15 protein-coding genes and 1 pseudogene are annotated in these 15,398 nt (G+C 61.9%); 14 read left to right on the plus strand and 2 right to left on the minus strand.

Annotated elements, in window-relative coordinates; genetic code table 11:
* Nucleotides 1-40: 40 nt before the first annotated feature.
* Nucleotides 41-256, minus strand: a pseudogene (locus tag AC0L2X_RS06745) (ArsR family transcriptional regulator); the annotation flags it as partial.
* Between the two features lie 101 nt (nt 257-357).
* Between AC0L2X_RS06745 and AC0L2X_RS06750 the strand changes: the two are divergent.
* The 13 genes from AC0L2X_RS06750 (at nt 358) to AC0L2X_RS06810 (ending at nt 14,321) form a co-directional block, all read left to right on the plus strand.
* A complete protein-coding gene (locus tag AC0L2X_RS06750) occupies nt 358-1,623 on the plus strand; it encodes an ABC transporter substrate-binding protein (protein WP_352664528.1) in 1,266 nt (421 codons plus the stop codon).
* 57 nt (nt 1,624-1,680) lie between these two features.
* Nucleotides 1,681-2,619: a carbohydrate ABC transporter permease gene (locus AC0L2X_RS06755; protein ID WP_473558839.1), complete on the plus strand. Its 939-nt coding sequence runs from the start codon at nt 1,681-1,683 to the stop codon at nt 2,617-2,619.
* The gene (locus tag AC0L2X_RS06760) at nt 2,612-3,514 is read left to right on the plus strand and encodes a carbohydrate ABC transporter permease (protein WP_352488851.1); all 903 of its coding nucleotides are present in this window, start codon (nt 2,612-2,614) and stop codon (nt 3,512-3,514) included. Before AC0L2X_RS06755 ends, AC0L2X_RS06760 begins: the two co-directional genes overlap by 8 nt.
* Nucleotides 3,515-3,524: 10 nt before the next feature.
* On the plus strand, nt 3,525-4,619 hold the full coding sequence (locus AC0L2X_RS06765; RefSeq protein ID WP_352488850.1) for an ABC transporter ATP-binding protein: 1,095 nt from the start codon (nt 3,525-3,527) through the stop codon (nt 4,617-4,619).
* 4 nt (nt 4,620-4,623) lie between these two features.
* Nucleotides 4,624-5,397, plus strand: coding sequence for an SDR family NAD(P)-dependent oxidoreductase (locus AC0L2X_RS06770; RefSeq protein WP_352488848.1), 774 nt, complete (start codon nt 4,624-4,626; stop codon nt 5,395-5,397).
* Nucleotides 5,398-5,434: 37 nt separating this feature from the next.
* The gene (locus tag AC0L2X_RS06775) at nt 5,435-6,436 is read left to right on the plus strand and encodes a sugar phosphate isomerase/epimerase family protein (RefSeq protein WP_352488847.1); all 1,002 of its coding nucleotides are present in this window, start codon (nt 5,435-5,437) and stop codon (nt 6,434-6,436) included.
* Entirely contained in the window at nt 6,433-7,245 is an 813-nt protein-coding gene (locus tag AC0L2X_RS06780; RefSeq protein WP_473558843.1) for an SDR family NAD(P)-dependent oxidoreductase, read from the plus strand. Before AC0L2X_RS06775 ends, AC0L2X_RS06780 begins: the two co-directional genes overlap by 4 nt.
* A 223-nt stretch (nt 7,246-7,468) precedes the next feature.
* Entirely contained in the window at nt 7,469-8,713 is a 1,245-nt protein-coding gene (locus AC0L2X_RS06785) for a flavin-containing monooxygenase (protein WP_473599459.1), read from the plus strand.
* A gap of 158 nt (nt 8,714-8,871) precedes the next feature.
* Nucleotides 8,872-10,119: an ABC transporter substrate-binding protein gene (locus AC0L2X_RS06790; RefSeq protein WP_473599460.1), complete on the plus strand. Its 1,248-nt coding sequence runs from the start codon at nt 8,872-8,874 to the stop codon at nt 10,117-10,119.
* Between the two features lie 3 nt (nt 10,120-10,122).
* Nucleotides 10,123-11,076 (plus strand): carbohydrate ABC transporter permease, encoded by a 954-nt coding sequence (locus tag AC0L2X_RS06795; RefSeq protein WP_473599461.1) that lies wholly within the window; start codon nt 10,123-10,125, stop codon nt 11,074-11,076.
* A 7-nt stretch (nt 11,077-11,083) separates the two neighbouring features.
* Nucleotides 11,084-11,899 carry a carbohydrate ABC transporter permease gene (locus AC0L2X_RS06800; RefSeq protein WP_473599462.1) on the plus strand — a complete coding sequence of 272 codons (816 nt, stop codon included), beginning with the start codon at nt 11,084-11,086 and terminating at the stop codon, nt 11,897-11,899.
* A 22-nt stretch (nt 11,900-11,921) separates the two neighbouring features.
* Nucleotides 11,922-13,256 carry a sulfatase family protein gene (locus AC0L2X_RS06805; RefSeq protein ID WP_473599463.1) on the plus strand — a complete coding sequence of 445 codons (1,335 nt, stop codon included), beginning with the start codon at nt 11,922-11,924 and terminating at the stop codon, nt 13,254-13,256.
* Nucleotides 13,257-13,325: 69 nt separating this feature from the next.
* Nucleotides 13,326-14,321, plus strand: a complete 996-nt coding sequence (locus AC0L2X_RS06810; protein WP_473599464.1) for a LacI family DNA-binding transcriptional regulator — start codon at nt 13,326-13,328, stop codon at nt 14,319-14,321.
* Between the two features lie 12 nt (nt 14,322-14,333).
* Here the strand turns inward: AC0L2X_RS06810 and AC0L2X_RS06815 are convergent, their stop codons facing one another.
* Nucleotides 14,334-14,774, minus strand: a complete 441-nt coding sequence (locus AC0L2X_RS06815) for a DUF2267 domain-containing protein (RefSeq protein ID WP_473599465.1) — start codon at nt 14,772-14,774, stop codon at nt 14,334-14,336.
* A 237-nt stretch (nt 14,775-15,011) separates the two neighbouring features.
* Between AC0L2X_RS06815 and AC0L2X_RS06820 the strand changes: the two genes are divergently transcribed.
* Complete coding sequence (locus AC0L2X_RS06820; RefSeq protein ID WP_292664516.1) at nt 15,012-15,383, plus strand: VOC family protein; 372 nt, start codon at nt 15,012-15,014, stop codon at nt 15,381-15,383.
* The last annotated feature ends 15 nt before the right edge of the window (nt 15,384-15,398 follow it).

Genomic DNA, 15,398 nt, shown 5'->3' on the forward strand with positions numbered 1-15,398 from the left:
TGGCCGCGTCATGATGGGCCGAGGATTCGATCACCATCCCCGACTTTCTCAAGCCGTTGAGCGCAGTTGAAACCGTCGACCGCGCCAAACCGGTAATGCGGGTAATTTGCGACGCAGAAAGCACGCCGCGCTCACGCAGGCATCGGACGATCAGGCTCTCCGGCGACGCAGACGGCCTGTCGATCAGCCAATTTCTAAGCGAAGGTTTGTTCATGATGAGCACAAAGCACGTTGACTGATAGCCCAAATATGTCATCTTGGAAAGAACGGAGATTACTGCATCTCGCCGGCCACGACCTCAAATCGCGGGCCACAAGCGGTCGATACGAACCGTGCATCACATATGGGAGTGAAACGATGAAATACCTGAGGACGGCCTTTGCGGCCGCTACCGCCTTCACTTTGATTACCGGAACAGCGCTCGCAGAGCCGAAGACCAACCTCTTGCATCAATGGGCCACCGGATCGGACGCCCAGGCTATCGCCAAGCTCGGCGAGATGTTTACCGCCAAGGGTGGCACCTGGCAGCAGACCTCCATCGCAGGCCATACGGCCAATACCCTGGCCAAACTGCGTGCCGATGTGATCGCCGGCAACGCACCTCCCGCTGTGCAGCTCAAAGGCCCCGAGATCGCCGAATGGAACGAGACGGGCATGACAGCCAATCTCGACGACCTGGCGAAGGCGGAAAATTGGGAGAAGGTCGTCGCTCCCGAATTACTGCCGGTGATGAAGCCGACCGGGAATTGGGTGGCCGCGCCGATGAACATCCACCGCATCAACTGGCTGTGGGCATCGCCGAAGGTCATGAAGGACGCGGGCGTCACCGAGATGCCGAAGACATGGGCGGAATTCAACGCCGCCTGCGACAAGATCGTGGCCAGCGGCAAGATCTGCATTTCGCACTCGACCGCCGACTGGACCGACTCGACCGTCTTCGAAGTGGTCGTGTACGGTCAGGACCTCGATCTCTACAGGAAAGCTTTCGTCGAGGGCGACGTCGATGCCATGCGCAGCGATGGCATGGTCAAGGCCTTCGAGCAGTTCCGCACCATGACCTCGAAGTACATGGACCCCGGCATGAACGGGCGTGACTGGGATACCATGTCGCATCTCGTCGGCCGCGGCGAGGCCGCCTTCCACATCATGGGCGACTGGACGATCGGCCTGCTGACGGCCGGCGGCTTCAAGGAGGGCACCGACTATGTCTGCGCCCAGGCGCCGACCGATTGGGGCAAGCCGGGTTTCATCTTGAATTCAGACTCGGTCGTGTTCTTCAAACAGAAGGACCCGGACTATATCGAGGGACAGAAGCTGCTTGCCAGCATCATCCTGTCGCCCGAATTCCAGACCATTTTCAATCAGACCAAAGGGTCCATTCCGGCCCGCCTCGACGTCGATCTTTCGAACGGCTTCAATCCCTGCCAGCAACTCTCGCAAAAGGATCTGCAAGCCTCGATCGCCGCCGGCACGCTCGTGCGTTCGATGGCGCACAACATGACGGTTCCGCAAAAGGTCCGCGGCGCAATAATGGATAGCATCACGGAGTTTGTAGCAACGCCGGATATGAGTGCGCAGGACGCGGCCAACGCGATGGCGGATGCGGCCGAAGCGCAGAAATGACGCTGCCGATGATGGCCGGGGGCGAAGCTCCCGGCCAGACCTCGCCGGAGCAGCCCGATGTCCACCCATGATCTGATTGTACCAGCTGCAGCTGCCGCGGCCCGACCGTGGCGCGAGCGCCTGGGCACGATGGTGCCCATTCTGGTGCTGGCGCCGTCGATAGCTGCGAGTTTCATCTATGTTTTCGTCTTCACGCTCTGGACGCTCTACATCTCGCTGTCCAATTCGTCGCTGTTGCCGACCTATGGGTTCGTCGGCTTGGACAATTACGCTTCGCTCTGGGCAAACCGGCGCTGGAACATCGCCTATACCAATCTCTTCCTGTTCAGCGGCTTCTATATCGTTGGCTCGATGGCGGTTGGCCTGCTGCTCGCGATCGCGATCGACCAGCGCGTCCGCGGCGAGGCGGTTTGGCGCACGATCTTCCTCTATCCGTTGGCGGTGTCCTTCATCGTCACCGGTACGGTGTGGAGCTGGCTGTATAATCCTGTCGACGGTATCCAGGCCTTCGTTCGAGGGCTTGGCTGGACCGACTTCAGCTTCGCCCTGACGGCCAACCGCAACACGGCGATCTATGCTGTGATCATAACCGGTATCTGGCAGTCGTCCGGCTTCGCCATGGCACTTTTCCTGGCCGGTCTGCGGTCCGTCGATCCGGACCTCGTCAAAGCCGCGCAAATCGACGGCGCGTCGATTTTCCGGACCTATCGGAGGGTCATCCTGCCAACCATCGCCCCGATATTCCTGGCGGTGGCGGTCATTCAGATACAATTCGCTATCAAAACCTTCGACCTGGTTGCGGCGTTGACGCGAGGCGGGCCAGGTGTGTCCACCACCTTCCCCGCCATCTATGTCTACGACCTGATGTTCCAGCGCGGCCAAATCGGCGAAGGTGCCGCCGCGGCGATGATGATGCTCGCGGCGGTCGCGGTGGTGCTGGTGCCGTACTCCTTGTGGATCGTCTGGCGCCGGCGGGCGGAGGGCCGCGATGGCTGAAATTACCCCCAATGCCCGTTTTGATCCGGAAGAAGCCGCGGCCACGCGCCGGCATTTCTGGAGCCGCTTCCTTGTCTATGCGGTGCTGACGCTGTTTGCGGTCGTCTATCTCGTGCCATTGCTGGTGGTGATCTTCAACTCATTGCGCGAGCAGTCGGAGATTGCCCGCAACGGCCTCATCTCCGTACCGCGCAGCTTCCGCCTCGACGCGTGGGCGCAGGCCTGGGGATCCTACTGTGTCAGCGGTACCTGCGAGGGAATGAAGCGCAATTTTTTCAACTCGCTGGCGATGACGATCCCCGCCACCATCATCTCGACCATTCTCGGCGCCATGAACGGCTACATCCTCTCCAAATGGCGCTTCAGGGGCTCTGAACTGATCTTCAATCTGATGCTGCTCGGCGTATTCATGCCCGGCCAGATTTCGCTGATGCCGTGGGCATTCCTGCTCGGCAAGCTCGGCCTGACCAATTCCACATATGGGCTGGTGCTGATCCACGTCGTCCAGGGCATCTCGTTCACCACCCTGTTCTGCCGCAATTTCTACGTCAGCATACCGGACGACCTGATCAAGGCGGCGCGCATCGACGGCGCCGGCTTCTGGCGGATCTTCCGCAAGATCATCCTGCCCCTGTCGCCGCCCATTCTGATCGTCACCGTCATCTGGCAGTTCACCGGCATCTGGAACGAGTATTTGTTCGGCGTCGTCTTCACATCTGGCCAGCAGCAGCCGATCACGGCGGCGTTGGTAGCACTCACGGCCGGCGGCACGACCGCGCGTGCTTACGATGTGATGAGCGCAGCCGTGCTGATCGGCGCGCTGCCTCCGCTGCTGATCTATCTGTTCGGTGGAAAATACTTCGTGCGCGGCCTCACCCAGGGCGCCATCAAATGAGGCGTCACCCATGTCCGCGTTGATGATCCGCAACCTTCACAAGAGCTACGGCTCGCTCGAGATTCTTGCCGGCATCAATCTCGAGGCTAAGACCGGAGAATTCGTCGCCCTTGTCGGCCCGTCAGGCTGCGGCAAGTCAACCTTGCTCGCCATGATCGCCGGCCTGGAAACCGTCACGTCGGGAGAGATCTGGATCGGCGACCGGCTGGTGAACTCGGTGCAACCTAAGGACCGCGACATTGCGATGGTGTTCCAGTCATACGCCCTCTACCCCACGATGACGGTGCGCCAGAACATCACCTTCGGCATGGAAAGCCGCGGCGTGCCAAAAGCGGTGCAAGCAGAAGCTGTCCAGCGGGTTGCCGCCCTTCTGCAGATCGAACAGCTGCTCAAACGCAAGCCCGGCCAGCTCTCGGGCGGCCAGCGGCAGCGCGTCGCGATGGGGCGTGCCCTCGTCCGCGACCCGAAGCTGTTTTTGTTCGACGAGCCCCTGTCCAACCTCGACGCCAAGCTGCGCGTCGACATGCGCACCGAAATCAAGAAGCTTCACCATCGCGTCGGCAAGACCACGGTGTATGTCACCCACGATCAGGTCGAGGCGATGACGCTTGCATCCCGCATTGCGGTGATGAACCAGGGCTCGGTACAGCAGTTCGACACGCCGAAGCGGATTTACGACCGGCCGACCAACATGTTCGTTGCCGGTTTCATGGGATCGCCGGCGATGAATTTCATTCCCGCCCGGCTTACTGGCCCGACCAGCATCTCGGTACGCGCCGCTGACGGCAGCGACGCCAGCCTCGCCCTTGCCGCGCCGATGCCCGGTGCGCCAAAGGACGTCGTGCTCGGTATCCGGCCGGAACACATCTACCGTTTCACGACCGACCTGAAGTCGCGCAAACCGGCTGTGGCGTCCATGCAGGCGCCGGTCGAACTGGTCGAGCCGACCGGGGCCGAGACGCTTGCCGTGCTCAGGCTGGGCGACCTGGAGATCACCGGCCGTTTCGAGCCGGACGACGCTCCCGTCATGGGCGAGACGATAACGCTGGGCATCGACATGTCGCGCGCCTGCCTGTTCGATCCAACAACCAAGGCGCTTCTGTAATTTGATGTCCGTACAATTCGCAACCTATCCGAGCTTGGCCGATCGGGTCGTGCTGATCTCCGGCGGCGCCTCCGGCATCGGCGCCGATATGGTCCGCGCCTTCGCCTCGAATGGCGCCCGGGTGGCCTTTCTCGATGTGCAGGATGAGCCAGCTGAGGCGTTGGTGCGCGAGCTCGGTGGTGCCGCCGGGCAGGGTCCCTTGTACCTCCATTGCGATGTAACCGACGTCGACGCGCTAAAGGCGTCGGTAGCAGGCGTGCGCATGCGGCTTGGTCCGATCGCCGTCCTGGTGAATAACGCTGCCAATGATCAGCGCCATCCCATCGACGGGGTAACGGCCGAATATTGGGACCGCAGCTTCGACGTCAATCTGAGGCATCACTTCTTCGCCGCCCAGGCTGTGCATCCGCATATGAAGGAACTCGGCTTCGGCTCGATCATAAACTTCTCCTCCATTGCGTGGCGTTTCGGAGCGGACCAGATGGTGGCCTATGCCACAGCCAAGGGGGCCGTGGTGGCGCTGACGCGTGCGTTGGCGCGGTCGTTCGGACCGGATAACATCCGCGTCAATGCGATCGAACCCGGCGCCGTCATGACCGAGCGGCAGCGCGAACTGTGGTTCAAGACGCAGGAGGCAGTCGACCAGACGGTGCAGCGGCAATTGATCCGCCGCGTCCTGCTGGGTGAGGAGATTGCACGCACCGTGCTCTTCCTGGCAGCAGACGACAGCCGCATGATCACCAAGCAGTCCATCACCGTCGATGCCGGTCTGCGCTAGTGACCCCTCCCCGCCCTCCACTGGAACCGTCAAGCTGATGCTTCGTCTCGGCCTCAACCCCTACGGACTGACCTACCATCTCGGCCTGCAGGGCCGCGGCACGCCGCGGCACAATCCGGACGGCGCGGGGCTGGAAGGCTTCATAGCACTGGCGCAGGAACTGGGCGCGCGCACGCTCGAGATCTACGAACCCTGGTTGACCGACTTGACGGACGCCGAAATCGTCGCCCTGCGCAGGCGTCTTGCCGCGCTGGATATCGTCCCGGTGGTGAGCGGCGGATTGCTCGTGGCAGGTCCGCTGGACAACGCCTTTCGGGCTGCGCGCCTGCTCGAGGCGACGACGATCCGCATCGCACTGACGCCCGTCCTGTGCGGCGACCGCAATGCGTGGGGTCCGAAATGGAGCGAGTTCAACGCAATGATTCGCGCTGCCTTGACGGAATGGGGGCCGCGTGCGGCGGCCGAGGGCCGGGTGCTCGGCATCGAGAACCATCAGGACTTCGGCAGCGACGAACTGGTTGCGTTCTGCGAACTCGGCGGGCCGGGCGTTGGCATCACCTACGACACCGGCAACACCTTTCCTGTCGGCGAGGCGCCGCTTGCCTTCACGCGCCGGATCGCGCCCCATGTCCGGCACGTTCACCTCAAGGATTATCGCGTCCAGTTCACGGATGAGGGCTACCGCCTGGTCCGCTGCGCGATCGGCGACGGCGCCGTGCCTTTCGCCGAACTGGCAGCCATCCTTGGCGAGCACCACGGCACGCTGACGGCGGTGCTTGAGCCAGGCGCGTTGGAGGCCCGTCACGTTCGCTGTCTCACCGACGACTGGTGGAACGGATATGCGCCGAAGACCGCCCGCGAATTCGCGGCCTGCCTGAGTGCGGCGCGCCTGAACCGCCTTGCGGACGACGCCGACTACCGCACGCCATGGGAGCGCGACGATGACGGTGCGCTCGTTTCGTACGAGCTCGACATGATCCGGCGCAGCGCCGCCAACATGATGAAGTTCGATTTCATTGCAATGGAGAAACCAGCATGACTGCGCGAGAACTCAGCGGCCTGACCGCCTTCGTCACCGGCTCGGGACGCGGCCTCGGCCGCGTGATGGCCTATCGCTTGGCCGAACTTGGCGCAAACATCGCGGTCCACGACCTCGATTGGGCCCGGCCATCTCAATATGGCGAATTCGCGGACCTCGGCGACTCTGCCAGGGGCTTGGAGAAGCATGGGACGCGCATCACCGCGGTCACCGGCAACATCGGCGACAAGCAGGCCGTCGCCGAAATGAAGAGGAAGATCGAGGCGGATCTCGGCGACGTGCACATTCTGGTGAACTGCGCCGGCGGCGACATCGGCGCCAAGGGCGTAAAGCCCAATCCCAACAACGCACTCGACATCGACTACGAAGACATTAAGGTTCTGACCGAGAACAACCTCATCGGCACGATGCTGGTCTGCCAGGCGTTTGTTCCGCCCATGGTCAAGCGCGGCTCGGGCTCGGTGATCAACATCGCCTCGGCGGCAGCGCATATCGGATGCTCGCCCGAAGTAGTCTACTCGACGCTCAAGGCAGCCGTCGTCCATTATACGCGCTGCCTCGCCAAGGAACTGATCGACGAGGGCGTACGCGTCAATGCGGTGAGCCCTGGCGCCACCAAGACGGCACGGTTCCAGGCGAGCCGCGTGGTCGATCCGCAGCGCATGGATTCGAGCAAGAAATCGCTGAACCGGTATGCGGAGCCTGAAGAGATCGCCGAAGCGGTGGCCTTCCTCGCCGGTCCGCGCGCGCGCTTCATCAACGGACAGGTAATCCGCGTCGACGGCGGCTTCACCCTCTTTCCAGGTTAAGCCGCGACCGTTGCCGGTTTCGGATGAGTATTTGGTTGTGCCGTGATCCGATAAAGCTGTTATCGTGCCCTCGCGTCGGGGGCGAAGCCATGCAGATCGCGGGGGTGGGTTCAGGCAGCATCGGCTGCTGTTTGGCGGTTGTTCGCCGGCCAAGGCGCTACGCTGACGGCGTTGGTGCCGCCTCGAAGCGCTGCTCCGGCGCTAGCACCCGGATCCGCGACAAATGACGGATGACGCCAACATCCTTGATGCGGTGGTGGTCGGGGCCGGTTGGGCCGGCCTGGGCGTCAGCTATTCGCTGGCACGGCAAGGCTTGCGCCATGCCGTATTGGAGCGAGGCCGCATCGGAGAGACCTGGCGCACCCAGCGGTGGGATTCTTTCCGGATGAATACCCCCAACGTTCAGACCGTCATGCCAGGCGACTTCTATGACGGTTCAGATCCGTTCGGTGCCCTGACGCGCGACCAGTTCGTCGCCCTGCTTGAGGACTTCGCCAAACGAAACGAACTCCCGGTCGAACCGGACACTGTGGTGACCGAGCTCGCCGGCGGGCACGGGAATGGCGGCTATCGGCTGACCACCTCGCGCGGCACAGTTTTGGCACGCAACGTGGTGATCGCAAGCGGCGACTTGAATTGTCCGGTGCGCCCAGTGTTCGCCGCTGCGTTGCCGCCGGGCCTGCGCCAGATCGATGCTTCTGATTATCGCAGCGCCGCCGATCTCCCGGCTGGAGCGGTGCTGGTGGTCGGAAGCGGCCAGTCCGGTGCCCAGATCGCGGAAGAACTGGCGGAAGCAGGCCGAAGAGTCTTCCTTGCCACCAGCCGGGTCGGGCGGCTCTCGCGGCGCTACCGAGGTCGCGACATCATGCTCTGGCTCGTCGAAAGCGGATTTCTCGACGTGCGTCGAGACGAGATCATTCGACTTGCGGGGCGCATTCCACCTCGTGGTCTGCTTGGGGTAGAACACACGATAAGCCTGCAAGGGCTCGGCGCCCAAGGTGTCGTGCTGCTGGGGCGGTTCGCAGGCGTCGAAGATGACGGCCGGCTGTCGTTCGCCGACGATCTCGAAGAGCATGTTCGTTTTGCGGATGAGGCCTCCGCCAACGTTAAACGCTATATCGACGAATACATCAGCCGCTCCGGAATCGATGCCCCCGTTTCGGAACCCGACCCAGCGGAGACTGTCGCAGCGCAGCTGCCGAATCCGGCTGTCCGTTCTCTTGATGCTGCCGAGTCCGGCATCACGACCGTCGTGTGGTGCACCGGCTTCAGGGGTGACTTTAGTTGGGTGAGGCTTTCCGGTCTGCTCGACCCGGAAGGACAGCCTGTTCACGAGGATGGCGTAGCCGCCCTGCCAGGCATCTACTTTGCCGGGTTGGATTTCGCCTCCACGCGCAAATCAGGCATAATATTGGCGATCGCCGAGGAGGCACATCGCCTTGTGGAACACATCGTGCGGCATTCGTGACGACCTGGACACCGTCGGCGGGTTTCTAAACCCAAGGCCATTGATGACGACCACAGTCGGAGCTTGACAAAAACTGCGGTGTGGCGGGTATATTAATCGAATAATATGACGCCGTCCATTGTGAGGAGGGCGGGTAGCAAACCCGGGAGGAGACCAAGATGAGCCGCTACAAGTCAGTCGGATTCCTGCACGGCGTGGTTTTGGGTGTGGCCCTGGCGACCGCTACAGCGGCCCACGCCGAGACCTTGACGCTCTATTGGAACGCCGGCCACGCCTATCAAGCCTATGCCGATGCAATAGCAAAGTTCGAAGCCGATCATCCCGGATGGTCGGTGCAGTGGGAGAAATTCCAGTGGCCGGATATGCGCACCAAGCTGGTGGCGGATTTTGCGGCGAAGAGCCCGCCCGACCTCGTCGCCGAACCCGGCGGCTGGGTGCAGGAATTCGGCCAGCGGAATCTGCTGCGGCCGCTGAGCGACTTCATCCAACAAGACGGCAAGGCGATCGGCTATCCCGACGATTGGCAAGCCTATTCCGTCGAGCGCAACAAGCTCGGCGATCAATATTATGGCGTCCAGATCCACCTCACCTGCGCCACCCTCGTCTACAACGTCGATATGCTGAAGCAGGCGGGCTTCGACGCGCCGCCAGCGACCTGGGAGGAGTTCCTGAAGGTTGCCAAGGCGACGACGACCGGCGCCCGCTTCGGCTTCGCTCCCAACCCCAGCATCGGATATTATTCGTCGTGGCTGCTGCAGAACGGCGTGACCTACTACGATCCCAAGACAAACAAGGTCAATCTCGACAGTCCTGAGGCGATCGAAGCGATCCAGTTCCTCGCCGACCTGATCCACAAGGAAAAAGCAGCGACCAGGCCGGCGGCGGGTGCTGACTATGAGGGTCCGCAAAAGCTGTTCACGGCCAACCGGGTCGCCATGATCATAACCGGTCCGTGGGACGTGAAGCCGATCCGCTCGGGCAACCCGAAGCTCAACTGGGCGGTTGCGCCCTCACTCAAGCACAAGGTGCAGGCGACGTTCGCGGGCGGCGTCAGCGTGATGATCCCTAAGGACGCCAAGCACCCGAAGGAGGCCTGGGAGTTGTTGAAGCGGCTCGTCGCGCTCGACACGGAACTGGCGGCTACCAAGGAAGCGGGCATGACGATGCCGCGCAAATCCTGGGCCGAAAACGCCGAGGTTCAGGCCGATCCGGTCATCGGCAGCTTCAGCAAATGCCTGCCTTACGCGCAAGACGTCACCGCAGAGCTGCGCCTCACCGGCAAGCACGCGCGAATCGAGAAGCTTCTGCAAAGTGCGCTCGAGGATATCATCTACAATCAGAAGCCAGCAGCCGAGATCATGCCGAGATTCGCGGCGGAGGCCAACGTCATCCTGGCCAACAACTAGCCGATGATTGTCAGCGGCAGCACCGATACGGCCGATACGGATATTCGCGTCGGCGCGATGCCCACCCGGCGAGCTGGCCGCTTCAGCCGGCGTACCAGGCAAACGCTTCTCGCTTACCTGCTGCTGTCGCCCGCAATCCTCTATTTCTCGGTCTATTTCTTCTATCCGATAGGGCTGGAGTTTTGGGCGAGCCTGTACAGCGGCCAGCCGCTGATCGGCGAGAGCCAATTCGCCGGATTGGACAACTACGCTGCTGCCCTCGGCGACGCGCGCGTTCGGCAGTCGCTCTTCGTGACGCTGGCCTTCGCCATAGGCGTCACCGCGGCCAGCATCGCCATTGGCCTCGGACTGGCTGTCGTGCTCAATCGGCCGATCCCGGGACGCACTCTGATCCGCGCAATCATCTTCTTTCCCTACATCACCTCCTTCGTGATCGTCGCGTTGATGTGGCAGGCAATTCTCGATCCCTACACGGGCATCTTGAACAGCTTCCTTGCCGAGCTTGGCCTGCCGACCCAGAATTGGCTCGGCGACACCTCGACGGCGCTGCCGACCCTCATTGCCATCACCGTCTGGAAGGATGTCGGCTATGCCATGCTGATCTACCTCTCCGCGTTGCAGTCGATCCCGTCCGACTTCTATGATGCCGCATCCATCGACGGCGCCACGCCGACGCAGCAATTCCGCTATCTGACCTGGCCGTTGTTGACGCCGACCACGCTGTTCATCGCCGTCGTCAGCACGATCAGCCAGCTGCAGGAGCTGGCGCCGGCCTACCTGATAACGAAGGGCGGACCGGCCGATGCAACGCGGTTCTTCAGCCTGCACGTGTTCGAGGCAGCCTTCTTCGAGCTCAACATCGGCTACGCCTCGGCGCTGTCTTTCCTGATGTTCCTGCTGATCCTGGCCACCACCTTCGTTCAGTTCCGCCTGCTCAACCGCGAAACCAGCTATTGAGGTTGGCATGACATTCGTAAAAACGCTCCCGTCCTACCTGCTGCTGCTCTTCTGCGTGGCGCTGTCGATCTTTCCGTTCCTCTACATGCTTTCGCTGTCGCTTCAGAGCGATGCCGACGTCTTCAGCGGCATCCCGATTCTGATCCCCGAGACGTGGCAGTTCACGAATTACATCGACATCTGGCAGAAGGCGCCGTTCGCGCGTTTCACGCTCAACAGCTTCATCATCGCCGGCGGGATTACCTTCCTCCATCTGATCTTCGATCCGTTGATCGGCTACGTCTTCGCGAAGATGGAATTCGCCGGCAAGCGCGTCATGTTTGTCGCGGTGCTGTCGACGCTGATGATCCCGTTCTTCATCCGCATGATCCCGCTCTATGTGCTCACCGCGCGGATGGGATGGCTCAACACCTATCAGGGCCTCATCCTCCCATTTGCCATGAGCGCCTACGGAATCTTCCTGATGCGGCAGTTCATCCGTCCGATTCCCGACGAGTTGCTTGATGCTGCACGGATGGACGGCTGCTCGGAACTCGGCCTTTACTGGCGCATCGTGCTGCCGCAGGTCCGTCCGGCACTGGCGACGCTGGCCCTCCTCACTTTCGTGTTCCAGTGGAACGAATTCCTCTGGCCGCTGGTCGCCGTCAACACCACCGAAATGCGGCCGATCACGACGGGGCTGACGCTCTTCAACCAGGAATTCTTCACCCAGTGGAACCTGACGGCGACGGGCGGGATCATTCTCTTCATCCCGAGCCTGCTGCTGTTCCTCTTCACGCAGCGCTACTTCGTCCGCAGCGTGATGCTGGCAGGCATGAAATGACCATTCGGAGCCATTGCATCCCATGACGTCCCGCCGACCGAACGTGATCGTCTTCTTCACCGACCAGCAGCGTTGGGACACCGTTGGCGTCCATGGCAATCCGCTCGAGCTTACGCCAAATTTCGACCGCCTCGCCGGGACCGGCACGTTCGTAACGAATTCGTTTACCTGCCAGCCCGTTTGCGGCCCCGCCCGCTCCGTCTTCCAGACGGGGCTGTACCCGACTACGACCGGCTGCTATCGCAACGATATCCCACTGCCGAAGAGCGAGCGCACGCTGGCGCATCATTTCGCCGCGGCGGGTTATGACACCGCCTATATCGGCAAGTGGCACCTGGGATCCGCCGAGCCGGTCACCCAGGAAGAACGCGGCGGCTATCGCTACTGGCTCGCGTCCAACATCCTGGAGTTCACTTCCGGCCCCTTCGACACCGTCGTCCACGACAATGACGGCAAGGCGGTGAAGCTGCCGGGATACCGCGTCGATGCCCTCACCGACGCTGCAATCCGCTATGTCGCCTCGAGGGAAGACGAGCCCTTCTTTCTATTCCTGTCCTTCCTCGAGCCGCATCACCAAAACCAGACGGACAACTACCCTGCCCCGCTCGGATACGAAGAGAGGATCCGCAAGAAGCTCGCCATTCCCGGCGATCTCGCTGCGCTCGGCGGCACGACAGCCGAACATTTCCCCGGCTATCTGGGCATGGTCGCACGCCTCGACGAGGCGTTTGGACGGCTGATCGAGGCGCTCTATAGCCTTGGCCGGCTTGACGACACGATCATCCTCTTCACCTCCGACCATGGCTGTCACTTCAAGACCCGCAACAACGAATACAAGCGCTCCTGTCATGAGGCGTCGATCCGCGTGCCGACGCTATTCCACGGCCCCGGCTTTGAGCACGTCGGGACATATGACGGACTGGTCAGCCTCGTCGATCTCGCGCCGACCCTGCTCGCCGCGGCCGGCCTGAAAGTGCCCAATTCGATGCAGGGCGTCTCGCTGCTCGACGCGCTGCAGGGCGAACGGCCGCCGCGCGAAGAGGTCTTCATTCAAATCAGCGAGCACCATGTCGGTCGTGCGATGCGCAACCGGCGTTGGAAGTATGAGATCGAAGCGCCAGGAAAAGACGGCTGGCGGGATTCCGGCAGCGACTTCTATGTCGAGGCTAGGCTTTACGACCTCGATGCCGACCCGAACGAACTGACCAATCTCATAGCTTCGCCCAATCACGCAGAGACGCGTGCATGGCTGCGAGGCCGCATCGTTGCCCTGATGGAGGAGGCCGGCGAGGCAAGGCCCGAGATCCTTGCCGCCGGGCATGAAAACTGGAATGAAATCCGGCTGAGCGACAGCTGATCATGTCCCCGTCGCGCTGCTGATCCAACAATGCACGAGAGAAGTTCCGATCGCAGAAAGGCGCCGACCATGGCCGATGTCGCCCGGCGCGCCAATGTATCGACCGCTGCCGTGTCGTACCTGCTCAGCGGCGACAGCGCACGCCTGAGATTCGTCGGCAAGGAGGCGCGGCAGCGCATCCTCGATGCCGTCGCTGAGCTCAACTACGTGCAAAACCGTACCGCGCGGCAGCTGCGCCGCCAGCAGGCCGAGCGAATCTGCCTTGTACTGCCTCGTCTCGGCGTGCCGTTCAGCGACCGGATCGCGCAGGATGTCCAATCTGCAGCGGCGCTGAGGGGATTTTCGACAATTGTCACCGCGGGAGACACCTTCGAGCGAACCGACCGGATCGTGAGGGAAATCGAGAGCGGGCTGGCAGACGGCATTATCGCCGACTGGCAGCATCTCTCCGAGCCCGAGGTGATGCTTTTGGCCGCGCGCCTGGCGGCCGCGGGCCGGCCAGCCGTGATTTTCCATCCGACTATCGAGCCGGCAGGCTTCTCGATTGTGCGCCAGCATACCGGCAAAGCCGTCTTCGAGGCACTCGACTACCTCTATCGAGCCGGCCATCGCTGCATCGCCTACATGCTGCATGAGCAAGCGGTGGACGGGAGCCGTCTCGCCGCCTATCGCAGCTTCCTGCAGGCACGCGGCCTTCCGCTGCGAGACGACCTGGTGATCGGCGGTGCAGAGGCGCGCAAGGCTGCCTTTGCCAATGCCACGGCGCTCGCCGCCCGCAAGGACCGGCCGACCGCGCTTTTCGTCGAATCCGATCTTGCCGCCGTGACCGCCTTGCACGCATTCGAAGAGGCCGGCCTCTCCGTGCCCAGCGACATTGCAGTCATCGGCTGCGGCAATATCGACGAGGGCGAATTCAGTCATCCGGCATTGACGACAATCGGCCCCGAAACCGCCCACTACGACCATCTTGCCGATCATCTGATCTCATTGATCTCGGCAACACCGGGCGCAATACCTACCCTTTTCAGCGTTTCGTGGCAGTTGGTCCGTCGCGCGTCCGCATGAGCGGGATCACCGCTATTTGACGCCCACGCTTTCAGGCCAGAGGACCTGGATTTCCTTTGGCAGCGCATCCCGCACCTTTGCCGACTGGCCAAGGTCGATATGCCGTGCAACCACACGCAGCACTGAGCGTGCCGCATCCTCGGGATCGACAGGACGGGTCGATTTCAATTCATCGGCGATGTGTTGCAGGAACTTCTCGAGCGAGCGTGTCTTGTCGGGCATGTCGGCGGGCCGATAGCGATCATAGTAGGCGCCCCGCACGAGCAGCGGCAATTCCGCTCCCAATTTGGCCGCCAGTCCGATCTGTAACCTGTCCCGAAGGGTTCGCAGAACGGCGCCCAATGTATGCCAGGCGACGTGTCGATCCGGACCAAGATCCGCCATGATCTCGTCAAGCCAGATGTTTGTTATTTGCAGTGTTTTGTCAAAAACGTCCAAGCCGGTTGCGCTCATCCTCGCCTCCTCGAAAGGTTCTGCAGGCGAAACGGCGACCGGAGATAATTGTTTCGTGGTCCTGTGAAAATGTCCGGCGTGGGGAGCTTTGGCCGACCCGGCCTTGAAGTCTCCGACCGAACCCGGACATCTCTTGACTGACTGAGCGGCCCGCGCCGACAATGGCATTGGGAAGATGGCGGGATTTCGCCCACGGTGTTCGGCACCACTTGGCGATCAAGCTGCGAAAGGCCTGTCATGGATTGGAAGCTGGAACTAGTCCCGGTCCCCGTATCGGACGTCGATAGAGCAATCGCCTTTTATGTTGGCAAGGTCGGCTTTCATCTCGATCACGACCACACCGTAAGCGACGAGATACGTTTCGTGCAATTGACGCCGCCCGGTTCGGCCTGTTCGATTGCCATGGGCAAGGGCCTCGTCGACAGCCCCCCGGGATCCATAAAGGGCCTGCAACTGGTCGTGCCCGATATCGATGAGGCACACCGGTACCTGGCCGCTCAAGGCATTGAGGTCAGCGATATCAAGGATTTTCCCTGGGGCAGATTTGTCTTCTTTGAGGATCCCGACGGCAACACCTGGTCTGTCCAGCAACTTCCACCTCGCAGCTGAGGCGGCGCGCTACGG

It is taken from the genome of Mesorhizobium sp. WSM4828 (assembly GCF_055811175.1).